The organism is Lysinibacillus sp. NPDC096212, assembly GCF_044763105.1.
GTDB lineage: Bacteria > Bacillota > Bacilli > Bacillales_A > Planococcaceae > Lysinibacillus.
In genome coordinates this window covers 12,127-26,048 of the sequence record NZ_JBIWFQ010000032.1, presented here as the reverse complement: position 1 = coordinate 26,048, position 13,922 = coordinate 12,127, and the positions used below count along the sequence as shown (strand labels likewise).

Below are 13,922 nucleotides of genomic sequence, written 5' to 3'. Positions count from 1 at the left end.
TAAACTTGGAAAGTCTCTTAAAATTTAATTATAGTTCTTCTTGGAAATAAATTTTGTAGAATTTTCGATTTGTAGATTCATCGTAGCCCACTTCAATTAGTTCATCCACTTGCTCGATATCCTGTACATTCACCTGGATTTCAATATTGGAATCGAGTTTAATTTTACGTTTATATTTTTTTTCAGCCTTTTCAAGCGCACTCTCAGAAATTACGGTTTCATATGGTTTTACTGAATTAATAATAATATCTTTTTGTGTTGGTTCAGCATTATCAAATACTCTTTCAATATAATTATTTACTTGAAATTCATCTTCATTTCTAAAGTAATCAAGTGTTTTATTTAAAAGCCCCAGTTTCTCAGTATTTGTAAAGCTCTCTTCTTTTAAAATATATTTTTTGCATTCTGTTAACGCTAAATCCGTTTTGTAATAATGTTCATCAGCTGCTTTAATCTTTAAAAATCGTTCTTGCCAGTAGACAATATCTTCTTTCCTTTTCGTTTTCATAAAGACAGCAGGTGTCTCATCTGTTCCCATATCTACGATAATGGCCATGTTATTAATTTTCTTTACATTAATTCCATCAATGCCATTGACGACCATTTTGTTGTGGTCGTTTTTTACATCTAAAAACATTTCCTTTTCATCAATTTTAACGATGGCGATTATTTTTTTAGCTTCTGTAGCTAGAAAACAATTGTCAAATAATCCAATAAACAATTCGCCACTTTTAATGTTAGGATGTTGAGATACACTATGTAAGTGTTTAGCAATGTTGATTGATTGTTCTAAGAAACTAGTCTCCTGATCAAATATAGCCCTCACATATGTGTAAACCTCGTTTAACGCAATGTCTGTTTCATGAAAAAATTCGAATTGTTGCTCTAAATCGATTTTGCTAAACGCTAGCTGTGTAAAAGCTGCCTCTAGCATGACCTCTGGTTGTGATAATGATTCCTCACCTAACACGAGTGTATCGTCAATAAAATGTAATATATATTGTGATAACTTACTTTCACTTACTTCAAGCATGTTTTCCACCTTCTAAAATTTCATTGTAGATAATATACCATATCATAACCCTCGCTACATTTTCATGTATTTTATTTTTACGAATAATAAAATAAAAAAGAACAGTGAATACATGCATTAAAGAGATTTATTGCCACATTTGCTATAAGGGAGACTATCGGTTCTCTATTAATGGTGAAACTCCTTTGAAATTGTAAATTCATTACCTTAAATTGACATCGGTAGTAGCTGAAGTATATTGGAGTTAAACGGAAATACCATGAAGAAATCAACGAAGAGAAGAGGTCTTGATATGCTCTATAACATTAAACCTATAGCTGTAGTGAGCAATAGTCGAAAAATGATTGAAGATGACAATTGGGGTGACGTCATTTCTATTATTGAGTTAACGAAAGATATGCATGAATCGTCTTTAAAGGGGATTGATGATTTTTCCCATTTAGAAATAATTTTTTATTTTGACAAAGTTGCAGATGAAAAGATCCAATATGAAGCGAGACATCCAAGAAATAATAAGGACTATCCGGAAGTCGGTATTTTTGCACAGAGAGGTAAAAATAGACCGAATAAAATAGGTGTAACGGGTGTAGAATTACTAGAATTAAAGGGTAGGACATTAATCGTTAAAGGCTTAGATGCTATTGATGGAACACCAATCATTGATATAAAACCTGTAATGAAAGAATTTCTACCAAAAGGTGAAATAAAACAGCCACGTTGGGCAAATGATTTAATGAAAAATTATTGGGACTAGTATATGTACATGAAAGACTGGGCAATCTTTTTAATTTTAACTTCTTTCAGCTGAATTCTCCCACCTCTATAGGGGGAGATGAATGAGGTTTCAAACACTTTTCAATGGGTGTCCAAACATCCGCTGAAATAGAGGAGAGGAAACCAGGATAAGAACGTCACATCCTGTGAAAACGCCTGAGTGACCAACATCGAGTTTGCCTAAAGCCTCTAGCGGATGTCACGGAATCGGGGAGGGGTTCTTAAAGGATGTTAGCCTAAAATCATCGCATCCATGCGATAAAGGCTAACTGACCTGCGTCGGGGCCGCTGACGCGCAAAAAACATCTGCAGGCCTAAGTACAAAGCCGATTCTGGATGCAATTATGCCTAGGCATAATTGATATACTATAAAAGTCCGCTTGAGGTGGTACTAAAAGTAAAAGGAATCTGCGTACATTAAAGTATGCAGATCCCTTTTTATATTGATTATTGTGCAATAGTTTGTGCCTTATCGATAATTTCTTGTGGGATGTCGATTGTTTTTAAGTGATTGAAATCAGTGTACGTCACAACTGATTTAGTTTTCATTGATAGTTCTTGATCTTCAACTTTCATTTTTAAATCGAAATTCATATCCAATTTAGTTGTATCGAAAGTCTTTTTATCGATTTGTAGAATGTAGTGTATTTTATCGATTGTTAATTTATCAAGTGGATTTTCTTCAAGACCCATATCTTTCATTGATTTGTTAATTTCAGAATCGATAAGTTCTTTAAATTTATCGCCCTTAGCGTCTAAAGTTAAGACATATGCATCATCTGTTTGTTCGAATTTGAAATCTTTGATAAAGTTTTTAAGCTGTTCTAATTGTGCCTTAGCATCCGCAGATGATGCAGTTTGTTCCATCATTGAATCAAATTGCTCATCCGGCAATTTGTACCAAGAATTTGTATCTTCATTCTTCATGAAAAAGCCTTGGTCTTTCTTCATGTACATATCAATTGGCATTTCCGTATTTTCTTGGCCTTCATCAGCCATATCTGGCATTGTCATTGAACCTGATAAGTGCATAGCAATTGGATCGATAACTACATCCATATCCATTTTTGAATCGATGGTAAACTCCATAGATTGTTCACCTGATCCAACTTTGGATTCTTGAGTCATCTCCATTTTTGCACTTGAGCTTTTAATGTCAGCTTGGCGCTCTACTGCTTTTTCATACACTTGCTCTAAAGTGAGTTTACTTTTATTAGTTGTGTCTTTCGTTGGGGTAGCGCTACTGTTACAAGCTGCTAGTGTCAGTGCTAGTGCTCCAACACTTAAAACTTTAAAAAATTTGTTCATTACTTTCATCTCCTATTCTTGGTAAAAACATCAACTACTAGTATACATTAGTATAAAAGTAAAAGTTTCATTATTTAAAAAAACAGTACCAATTCGATTTCAAAATAATACTAAATACCCAATGTATGTCAAAATTTATAAGCCTTCTTACTCGTGGGGAGTCGCAAGGAAATTGGTTCATGAATATTAATCGATGATCAATAAATCTGTTGTTAGTTATTGTAAAATATCGCAATGGTGTGGCTCATCACCATAACGTGGGGTTGATTTCCGTTCCGACTGGGGCATCCGATGAGCCGCTTCGCTTCACTGCAGGGGTCTCGGGCCAACAGGATGTTGGTCACGAAGGCGTTATCACAGGACGTGATGCTCTTAGCCTTCGTTCTTCTATCGCTAATCCCCAAGGAGTCGCCCAGTCTCCACTCCAATCAACTAATATCAATTTTGACTTGGCGTAATTGTAGCTGTCGCTTTGCTTTCGCTACATAAAACATTTGTAGATGTCGCTTCGCTTTCGCACAGATAAATTGCCACAGGACGTGGCGTTCTTAGACTGAGTTCCTCTTTTTCAGTAGGTGTTTGGACACCCACTGAAAAGGAACCACATCCGCATTCGTCTCCCCACCTTCAGAGGTAGGATTCTTCTACTGAATGAAGATAAATGGCATTAACAAATGTCATCCATAAGTTTTGGTAATGAGCCAATGGTGTTAAGACAAGGACTATCACTAGTAGATTATTTTTTTGTAGCGTATTCTAATGAATTTGCATTGTAGCTTGGGGGTATTACAGTTAGTAGCTATTTATAGGAGGCTCGAAAAGCGTACTGTTGATTGTCTATATAAATTTTAAAAAGATCAGTTATTGCTATGTTTGTACATAAGAAGAGTAGGGGGAGTGTTGTACGATTTCGATTTCGGGTTGAGTCTACTTTCGATATTGAAATAAATATATTTACAAAAAGAAAAAGCCGAGAAAATGATTTCATTTTCTCGGCTCTGTTTATCAATTATAGCCCCAGATCATTGCGAATAATGTACCTAGGATTGTAACAACACCTACGAATACTGAATATAAAATCGTTGTATATAACGTTTTCTTATCTTCAGATTCACCGATGTGCATGAATAATACTAATTGTACAGTTGCTTGTGCAAGAGCAGTCACTAGTAAAACACCAAATGCCATGTTAAATGACATATCAAATTTTACGACAGATAAAGCTACAACTGTTAGTAATAGTGAGAAGCCGAAGCCCATCACATGTTGTTTTGGGAATAATTCCTTCATCAGCTAATCAGTCCTTTCAAGTAGACGAAGCTGAAGATGAAAATCCAAACAACGTCTAGGAAGTGCCAGTACAGTGAGAAGATAAACGCTTTGTTAGCCGTTTGTGGGTTTAAACCACGGCTAGCTACTTGGATTAAAATTGCAACGCCCCAGAAGAAACCGAATGTTACGTGGGCACCGTGCGTACCAAGTAAAGTCATTAATGCCGATAAGAATGCACTTGTTGTAATTGTTGCACCTTCATCAACATATGTGATAAATTCATCAATCTCAATGCCTAAGAAGCCAAGACCTAATAGAAGTGTGATGATGAAAAATGCCATCATCGCTTTTTTATTGCCAATACGCATTGCATGAACACCAAGACCAATTGTGAAACTACTTGTTAATAATAAGAATGTTTCCCATAATACTGGTGTTAATTCGAAAATCTCAGCGCCATTTGGGCCACTACCAGTACGTGTTTGAAGTGTGAAATACACTGTAAATAGTGTGGCGAATAATACGATTTCGGCGCCAAGGAAAATCCAGAAACCGAAAATTTTCAGGCGATTTTCTTCTGTACTATATTCTAATGGAAGTGAAGAATCGATTTTCATATTATTTATCACCTCTCAAGCTTTTCTCAGTTGCCATAACTTCTTCAACTGAAATGTATCGACCATGATCTTTTTCAAATGAACGGTGAATCATAAAGCCGAATACACCAATCATACTAATGATGGCAGGAATCCATAGATTAAATACAGCGAAGAATGCTGCAAGGAAGAAGAATCCACTCATCCAGAATGGTGTGCCAGTGTTGTTAGGCATGTGAATTTTTTCAATTTTACCTGCTGTAATATCGCGACCTTCTTTTTTCGCGAACCAGAATTCATCTAAACGTGTAACAGTTGGAACTACTGCAAAGTTATATTCTGGTACTGGAGAATGAGTAGCCCATTCTAATGTACGGCCATCCCAAACATCTGCTTTTTCATTACGAGGCATATGTTTCCAGCTGTAATAAATGTTATATACGATTAACGCAAAGCCGACAGCAAGACCAAGACCACCGATGAACGATAGCATGTTCAATGGACCGTAGCCAGTAGACTCAGAGTAAGTGTACATACGACGAGCGTAACCATCTAAACCTAAAATGAATAGAGGGAAGAATGTTACGTTAAAGCAAATTGCGATAAACCAGAAAGCAGTTTTACCTAGTTTTTCATTTAAACGGAAACCGAACATTTTTGGCCACCAGTAGTGGTAACCTGCAAGTACACCAAATACTGTACCTGGAATTAATACATAGTGGAAGTGGGCAACTAAGAACATCGTATTATGATATTGATAGTCAGCACTTGCCATTGCAAGCATTACCCCTGTAACCCCACCAATTGTGAAGATAGGAATAAAGCCAAGAGCATAAAGCATAGGAGTTGTAAATTGAATTTTACCGTGTCTCATTGTGAGCAACCAGTTAAATATTTTAACCCCTGTCGGAACAGCGATTGCCATTGTTGTAATAGAGAATACGCTGTTTACCATTACACCGTGACCCATTGTATAGAAGTGGTGGGCCCATACTAAGAATGATAGTAACGAAATAACGACCATACTCATAACCATTGATTTATAGCCGTATAAGTTTTTACGTGCAAATGTCGCAATGATTTCAGAGAAAATACCGAAAGCAGGTAGGATAACGATATAAACCTCAGGATGTCCCCAAACCCAGAATAGGTTGGCCCAAAGCATATCCATACCGCCATTTTGCATTGCAAAGAATTGTGTACCGAATTGACGGTCTAACATCATTAATGCAAGTGCTACAGTTAATACTGGGAATGCAAATACGATAATAACGTTTGTAATTAAAATTGACCAAGTGAACATGGGCATTTTCATTAATGTCATACCAGGTGCACGCATTTTAATGATTGTTGCGATGAAGTTAACACCAGTCATTAACGTACCAATCCCTGATAATTGTAAAGCTAAAGAATAGTAGTTGTTCCCAACAGTTGGACTAAATTCTGTCCCAGATAGTGGGAAGTAAGCTGTCCAACCAGCATCAGGTGAACCACCGATGATAAATGATAGGTTTAATAAACCACAACCAGCTGCAAATAACCAGAAGCTGACTGCATTTAGACGTGGGAAGGCAACGTCACGTGCACCAATTTGCAGTGGGATAACAATGTTCATTAAACCAATTACGAATGGCATAGCCATGAATAAAATCATTAATAAACCGTGTGTTGTGAAAATCTCATTATAGTGTTGTGCATCAAGAAGTCCGTTATCAGGAACTGCCGTTTGTGCACGCATTAACAATGCATCGATACCGCCGCGGAATAGCATCAAAAGTGCTGTAGCGATATACATAATACCGATTTTTTTATGGTCAACAGTTGATAGCCAGTTTTTGTAGAAATAGCCCCATTTTTTGAAATACGTAAGGCCTGCTACAATTACCACTGCTCCAACTACGATACTAATAGCTGCCGCTAAAATCATCGGTTCTTGCATAGGATGGAATACTTCTTCCATACTCATTGGATGCGCTCCTTTCGGGTTTAAAAATTAATGTGAATGTGTTGCTTCAGAATTTTCTTGTGAATCAGAATGATCCCCATGGTCCATATCACTATGATCCATGTCTCCCATTTTCATGTGTTCACTGTGTTCCATTGGAGCTGGACTAAATTCTAAGTGTGTAGATGAATAGCTTGAACGACCAACGTGTTCTGCTTTTAATAGTTCATCAAATTTTTCTTTTGTTAATGGTTTTTCGTTTGCTTTTACATCAGAAGCCCATTTGTCGAAGTCTTCTTGTGTCATAGATTGCGCTTCAAATTCCATTTCAGCAAATCCGCGACCGCTAAAGTTAGAGTTACGGCCCATGAATGAACCAACCTCATCTGCGGCAAGGTGAATAGTTGTTAACATGTCACTCATCGCATATTTTTGACCAGCTAATTGCGGAATCCAGAAACTTGTGATTGGTCCGAATGAGTAAAGTTTGAACTCAATTGGACGATCAGTTGGAATATTTACATAGTTTACAGTTTCAATACCTTGCTCTGGATAGCTAAAATGCCATTTCCAGTTAGAAGATGATGCGTAAATAACAAGTGGCTCTTTATTGTCATAACCTTCTGGTGTTGCCTCTACTGTACTTGTTGTTCTTACAGTAACAATTGCTAAGAATGCCACTATGATAATAGGGATAACTGTCCATGTAATTTCAAGTAGATGACTACCCTCTTCGTGAGGAGGCTCATAATCGGCAGGTGTTTTTGAAGCACGGTATTTTGTTAACATAAATGCTAAAAGCACGTACACGACTAGTAATATAAAGGCCATTGTGATAATGGATAAAATAATTGTGTCTGATAATGTTTTGGCATTCGGCCCTTTTGGATCAAAGATTGTTAGGGGTTCACAGCCAGAAAGAACTGCAAGCGCACCAAATGCAATAAACATTAAACTTAACTTTTTCTTCATGTTTGACTCCTTTCTATAAAACGGCTATTCATAAATTTCATTTGTTTTATATAGATTCGAAATTATAAATAGTGGGTAATACGGTCACCTCTTTTAATTGTTGTACCAATCAAATTATCAGAAATACTTACAATGACATGGTTCATTATGAAACATTGAATCTAGTATTTGACTGGTCTAGTGCAAGCGTTCGCAAAGTTACTAATCTGTGTAATCGATTTTTAAACAATGTGTCATAATCGATCGACACAAATGTCATTGTTTGCATATAGGATTATACGCCCTGTTTTAAAGAAAAAAATTATTTTTTTATATTTTTAATAGTAAACTGGGGATGAATATGAACATTTTTTGAACAAAAATCGTTATTTCAATATTAGTATTTTTGCATTTAATTAAATAAACACTGTTGAAACGTTGAAAACACTGAGTTTCTAGTGTTTAACCATGTAAATAGTTTTTTTTGTGAAAATATCAGTTCACATTTTAGACTTCATTTTGTAATAAAGTCGCCGTTACGTTAAGGTTTTGAATGCTTTTTTGTTGCGTTTTTTAAAAAGATGAGTACATGAAAAGAGGGATTATGGATATATCAGGATAAACTTTAAATGTAAGGGATGAATGGAAAGGGGTATAATATTAATTATGTTAATATAATTATAGACTTCCATATAGTGTATTTTGAATGTTTTATCCAAAAAGTAAAAATAGCAAACTAAGGATATCCTTGGTTTGCTATTTTTGGTTATGAAGACGAAAATAAATGTTCTAAGTAGAAAGAAAGTGATTTATCTTTATTCAGCACAATTACGCCGAGGTGAATGAAGATAAATTTTAAGCTCCAAGCTTTAGCCATTTTGCTACTTGTCCATAGATAGTATTTTGAAGTTTTGGGGCTAGGTTATTCATCTTTAAGGCGAAGTACAATGTTTTCATTAAATTTAATGTGCATGTACGTCCGCTAAAAAAGGCTTCGTTATAGCCCTGCGTCACTAAATGCATTTCAAATTTATCAAATACCTGTTCGACAAATTCTATTAAAGCTTCCTCGGAATAGTTACGAGCTAGTAACGCTTCAATTATATTAATTAAGCGTTCTTCCTCATCGTTGACAAAGACAGTATCTTTCCATGTAACAAGTTTCAATGCATGCAAGATGAAAGGCGCATGCTGTAAATCGAATTTAGGGTGTTTGATCGTCATTGCTGCTAAATCTGCGCCATGTGCAATGCTATGCGCCCAGCCTTTATCATGAACATGACCTCGTGTATCTTTTTCCAATAATAAATAGCGGCCAATCTTTTGAAAGAAAATTTGTAGACGATCATCATTTAAAACCAGTAGTTCAGCATCTTTTGCAAGAATACTTGCTGCAAGTAAAGCAGAAAACGAACGTGTAAAGACACTATCAGTCAATTCTTCGCCTAACTTTAAATATAAAAAATCGTCGCCTATAACAGTATCAAATAAATATTGTAACTGTTCGGTGCTCAGTAAATTATCGCTAAGTATTTCAATAAAAGTACGATATATTAATTTGTCTCGTAATTCTGCATCTGGTGAACCAATGTGCGTTAACATTTCTTGTAACAACCAATCACCTTTCTGCAACATAAATTCTTGTTGTGCTGAGTGTGTCATAGTGGAAAATGATTGTAACGTATTTTTGATATCCATATGTAATTCCCCCGAAGTTAAGTTAATTCTCTATAAGAGCATTTTGTTAAATGTATTCCTTTATAATCACTAGTCTTTGTAGTTACTTATATAACAATGCGCAGATATAGTAAAAATGCTTTTAGAGCTATGCATTTTTATTATAGCGTTTCAACGATAAATTTGTTGATTTGTGAAGTTGTCTAGGAGTATATTCACAATGGGAATTCCAGAATCAAGAGAAAGTTGTTATGATAGACAAGCAACAAAAAGGGAAAGATTTATTAAAGAGCGTTTTTCGCCTTGGCGTAATTGTTGCTGTAGCTTCCCACTCTTGTTTAATATCTTTTTTTACTATTAATTAGAGTGACATGAAGGTATTTGCTATGTGAATTGGTTGATTGGAGTGGAGACTGAGCGACTCCTTGGGGATCAGCAATAGAGGAACGAAGGCTAAAACCATCACGTCCTGTGATAACGCCTTCGTGACCAACATCCTGCTGCTGCCGCTACGTTAGCACTACGCTTTCGCGCAAAAAAACATCTGTTGCCCCAAGCGGCTCAACGGACGCCCCCAGGAAAGCGCTCAGTCGGAACGAAAATCACCCCCCTTGCTTTGCCGAAGAGTCATATTTTTTAAGGACATCTTGCATTGACGCGATAGTTTCCAATAATAAAAGACATACCTATTAAAGTATGTCTCATCCCAGTTATGATATAACGGCCGACTTTATACCGAGCGGCCATTCAGTAAAGGTGTTTAGATTAGTTTTTAATTCTACGAGAATATTTGCATTTTTAATGGCATCAATTAGCCATTCACTATAATGAAGATTCGGTTGAGAGTGCAGTAAGATTCGTTTCATATCTTTTTTGTCGATACTTAGAAGTTTATAGTTGCATTCAATGTGTACATTTTGGGGAATAATATAAATTGACTCATGTGGGTGTCCAAGTGAAATGGAGCCAGGGATGTGACCTTGGATACCTATAATATGTGTAATCGCTTCTTGTGTGTATACATCAATCTTAGTTCTTGTGAGTATTTCAAATTCAATCGGATAATCCTTCAGATGGGGACCGTCCGCTGTAGATAACGAAACAACTTTAATTGATAGTGCCTCATACATAGGAGAGATGCTACTACCAAATTCACTAACTGTATCTATTAATTGCATGTATTCCACTCCTTGTGAAGAACTTTAAATTACAAAGTAGGATGCCTGTAATAACAATAAATAAAATATAGTATTAATTATAATACAATTTATTACAAAATATGAAATGCATAAGTGAAGATTTTTGTTGCAAATAAGCAGTGGATTGATTTATTGGTATATAAGTGTTGTCATTTACCTAAAGAGTTGAAAGTGACATTTATTAAAACGTAGATCAACTAATGAGATTGATTGGAGTGAAGGTGGGCGTCCTAGATATGGATAAACCTTCGTGACCAAATAAAAGTAGCTTACTGGTAAAGCGTTCAGCGAATACGGAAATCAACTCCATGTTATGATGGTCATTCAATAAGAACTAACTAATGAGTAAAATAGAGCTAAAGAGGTGAGAAAAATGACAAAGCGAAAACGGCATGTTATCAAACATGACAATATTGTTGTTTTTCCTGGTGCTGTTCAGACATTAATACGTGAAGGACATATGTATGCGGAAAATTATCAATATGAAGAGGCTGTGGCAAGCTTTGAAAAAGCATTTTCATATGAAGCTGGAGACGAAATTGCATTAAGTACCTACGCGTATGCTTTATATGAATTAAAAGAATACGATAAAGTTAAAAATGTTTGTGAGCAATTATTTGCTATGGGGACGACATTGTATGTAGAAATAATGGAACTGTATGTTACAGTATGTATGCAGTTAAAGGAATACCATCAAGTAGAGTCGTTAATTACGACATTAATTGAAGAAAACGTACTTCCAGAAGATCAGCTTGAGAAATTTGAACGCTTAAGAAGCTTGAATCAAGAAGTTGCTAAGAATCTTCAAAAAAAAGAGGATGCTAAACGATTGTTAGAAGAGCAAGAATATGAACTTTCGAAATTTAGTGCATTAACGCCGAACGAACAATCAATTCGGCTGCATCGCTTAATGGATACGAATGTACGACAATTAAAGACAGCATTGAAAGCTATTATTGAATATCCAACAATCCATCCATTTGTTCAGAGCTTAGCATTAATCCTTTTAGTGGAACAAGAAGTGTCAATAGACATTACTGTTTCAAAATTTAATGGAACAAAGATTATTAACCCTAACAATTTAGTCTTACCAAATCAGTTGCCTCAGTATAGGGAAGTAAAAAATATAATCGAAAATAAATTAGAGCAAGACCCATCGACGTTAGAAATGGTACAATATTTAATGGCGAAGCATGCCATTGTGACGTATCCGTTTGAATGGCACCCGTATGAAGCCGATGATATTGCTTATAGTTATATAGACTTTGTACAATCTATGCTCGGAAAAGTACAGGAAATGGACTATGAAATCATTGACTTTTTACAAATGTTAGAAAAGTTAACGGAACTACATGAAGTATGAAATAAGTTGAAACTATACGCATCTATGTTATACTAAAATGGTTGTCAAAATCGTAGTTACGAATGAATTGTCTAACAATAAACTTGATTATTTATTTGGAGGTATTTATACATGTCAGCAAAATGGGAAAAACAAGAAGGTAATATCGGTACTCTTACAATCGAAGTACCTGCTGCAGAAGTAGACGCAGCAATGGACCAAGCGTTCAAAAAAGTTGTAAAACAAATTAACGTACCAGGTTTCCGTAAAGGAAAAATGCCTCGTAATATGTTTGAACAACGCTTTGGTATCGAATCTTTATACCAAGATGCATTAGAAATCATCGTTCCTGAATCTTATTCGAAAGCGATCGATGAAGCTGGTATTATGCCAGTTGATTACCCAGAAATTTCTGGTACAGAAAACTTCACACATGGTAAAGATTTCACATTTACTGCTCAAGTAACAGTGAAACCAGAGCCAAAACTTGGTGAGTACAAAGGTTTAGAAGTTACGAAACTTCCAGTAGAAGTTACTGATGAAGAAGTAGAAACACAAATTCAAGACCAATTAGCTCGTAAAGCAGAGCTTGAAATTAAAGAAGACGAAGCTATCGTAGAAGGCGATACAGCTACTATCGACTTTGAAGGTTTCGTAGGTGAAGAAGCATTTGAAGGTGGTAAAGGTGAAGACTACCCACTAGAAATCGGTTCAGGCTCATTCATCCCAGGCTTTGAAGAGCAACTTGTAGGTATTAAAAATGGTGAATCTAAAGACGTAGTTGTTACTTTCCCAGAAGAATACCATGCAGCTGAATTAGCTGGTAAAGAAGCTACTTTCAAAGTAACTGTAAAAGAAGTTAAAACAAAAGTTCTTCCAGAATTAAACGACGAATTCGCTAAAGAATTAGACCCAGAAGTTGAGGGTGTTGAAGCTTTACGCGCTAAAATCAAAGAGCAAACTGCTGAACAAAAACAAGCAGAATCAGATGCAGCACTTCGTGATGAATTAGTAGAAAAAGCTGCTGAGAGTGCAGAATTTGAAGTACCTGCTGGTATGATTAACTCTGAAACTGATCGTATGTTACAAGAATTTGGTCAACGTTTACAAACGCAAGGTATGAACTTAGACCTTTACTATCAATTCTCAGGTCAATCAGAAGAAGATTTACGTGGACAAATGAAAGAAGAAGCACAAAGCCGCGTACGTGTATCTTTAACACTTGAAGCAATTGCTGAAGCTGAAAAAATTGAAGCAACTGAAGCTGATATCGCAGCTGAATTAGAAAAAATGGCTGCTCAATTTAACATGACTAAAGAGCAAATTACTGGAGCTTTAGGTGGCACAGCAGTTCTTGAAAACGACATTAAAATTCAAAAAACAGTTGAATTTTTAGTAGAAAACGCTAAAATTACTGAATAGGATTTTTTGTAACTGGATAGAAAAATGAAAACAAGGTACGGCATTAAACCGTGCCTTGTTTTATCACATATTTTTTATTTAGGTTTAGCTAGATTCCCCTTTAGAATTAGTTCAATTAATTATATTATTAATATTACGACTATTTTCACCGCAAAAAGCATCCTCCAAAAGGAAATACTTTTTTGAAAAGGGGATAGGCAAAAGGCCTTATACTTCTCTAATACATAGTATTGTTTGACTTTTCACACGATGCTAAAATTTGACTTTATTCAGTTGAGATCATATTGATGTCTCAATCCTTCCGAATGAGGAATAACGAAATACATCCTCTTCTGAATGAAGTTAAGCCTCTGGCGAATGTAATAGATTTTAACTTCTTTCAGCCATTATTTTCTGTAGCGAC

12 protein-coding genes are annotated in these 13,922 nt (G+C 35.7%); 4 read left to right on the top strand and 8 right to left on the bottom strand.

Translation table 11 applies throughout. The annotated features are described in order from the left end of the window. Positions 1-28: 28 nt before the first annotated feature. On the bottom strand, positions 29-1,033 hold the full coding sequence (locus ACIQ7T_RS23455) for a nucleoid-associated protein (RefSeq protein ID WP_402873976.1): 1,005 nt from the start codon (positions 1,031-1,033) through the stop codon (positions 29-31). Positions 1,034-1,325: 292 nt separating this feature from the next. Between ACIQ7T_RS23455 and tsaA the strand changes: the two genes are divergently transcribed. Beyond that, positions 1,326-1,787: a tRNA (N6-threonylcarbamoyladenosine(37)-N6)-methyltransferase TrmO gene (gene tsaA / locus ACIQ7T_RS23450; protein ID WP_402874082.1), complete on the top strand. Its 462-nt coding sequence runs from the start codon at positions 1,326-1,328 to the stop codon at positions 1,785-1,787. Positions 1,788-2,254: 467 nt separating this feature from the next. On the opposite strand, the gene ACIQ7T_RS23445 is transcribed toward tsaA, so the two are convergent. Continuing rightward, positions 2,255-3,115, bottom strand: coding sequence for a DUF6612 family protein (locus tag ACIQ7T_RS23445; protein WP_402873974.1), 861 nt, complete (start codon positions 3,113-3,115; stop codon positions 2,255-2,257). 263 nt (positions 3,116-3,378) lie between these two features. Between ACIQ7T_RS23445 and ACIQ7T_RS23440 the strand changes: the two genes are divergently transcribed. Further along, the gene (locus tag ACIQ7T_RS23440) at positions 3,379-3,573 is read left to right on the top strand and encodes a hypothetical protein (RefSeq protein ID WP_402873972.1); all 195 of its coding nucleotides are present in this window, start codon (positions 3,379-3,381) and stop codon (positions 3,571-3,573) included. A 547-nt stretch (positions 3,574-4,120) separates the two neighbouring features. Here ACIQ7T_RS23440 and qoxD read toward each other — a convergent pair. The 6 genes from qoxD to ACIQ7T_RS23410 form a co-directional block, all read right to left on the bottom strand. After that, positions 4,121-4,405, bottom strand: coding sequence for a cytochrome aa3 quinol oxidase subunit IV (qoxD, locus tag ACIQ7T_RS23435; protein WP_370041694.1), 285 nt, complete (start codon positions 4,403-4,405; stop codon positions 4,121-4,123). Continuing rightward, complete coding sequence (gene qoxC / locus ACIQ7T_RS23430) at positions 4,405-5,004, bottom strand: cytochrome aa3 quinol oxidase subunit III (RefSeq protein ID WP_370075462.1); 600 nt, start codon at positions 5,002-5,004, stop codon at positions 4,405-4,407. The genes qoxD and qoxC overlap by 1 nt, the downstream gene beginning before the upstream one ends. 1 nt (position 5,005) lies before the next feature. After that, positions 5,006-6,949, bottom strand: coding sequence for a cytochrome aa3 quinol oxidase subunit I (gene qoxB / locus ACIQ7T_RS23425; protein ID WP_370075460.1), 1,944 nt, complete (start codon positions 6,947-6,949; stop codon positions 5,006-5,008). 27 nt (positions 6,950-6,976) lie between these two features. Further along, on the bottom strand, positions 6,977-7,900 hold the full coding sequence (gene qoxA, locus ACIQ7T_RS23420; RefSeq protein WP_370075458.1) for a cytochrome aa3 quinol oxidase subunit II: 924 nt from the start codon (positions 7,898-7,900) through the stop codon (positions 6,977-6,979). An 834-nt stretch (positions 7,901-8,734) separates the two neighbouring features. Further along, complete coding sequence (locus tag ACIQ7T_RS23415) at positions 8,735-9,577, bottom strand: DUF2785 domain-containing protein (RefSeq protein WP_402873967.1); 843 nt, start codon at positions 9,575-9,577, stop codon at positions 8,735-8,737. Between the two features lie 689 nt (positions 9,578-10,266). Next, entirely contained in the window at positions 10,267-10,734 is a 468-nt protein-coding gene (locus ACIQ7T_RS23410; RefSeq protein WP_402873964.1) for a hypothetical protein, read from the bottom strand. 394 nt (positions 10,735-11,128) lie between these two features. Between ACIQ7T_RS23410 and ACIQ7T_RS23405 the strand changes: the two genes are divergently transcribed. Both ACIQ7T_RS23405 and tig read left to right on the top strand, forming a co-directional pair. Further along, positions 11,129-12,118, top strand: a complete 990-nt coding sequence (locus ACIQ7T_RS23405) for a tetratricopeptide repeat protein (RefSeq protein ID WP_370075453.1) — start codon at positions 11,129-11,131, stop codon at positions 12,116-12,118. 111 nt (positions 12,119-12,229) lie between these two features. After that, a complete protein-coding gene (gene tig, locus ACIQ7T_RS23400) occupies positions 12,230-13,519 on the top strand; it encodes a trigger factor (protein ID WP_370075452.1) in 1,290 nt (429 codons plus the stop codon). Positions 13,520-13,922 lie beyond the last annotated feature (403 nt).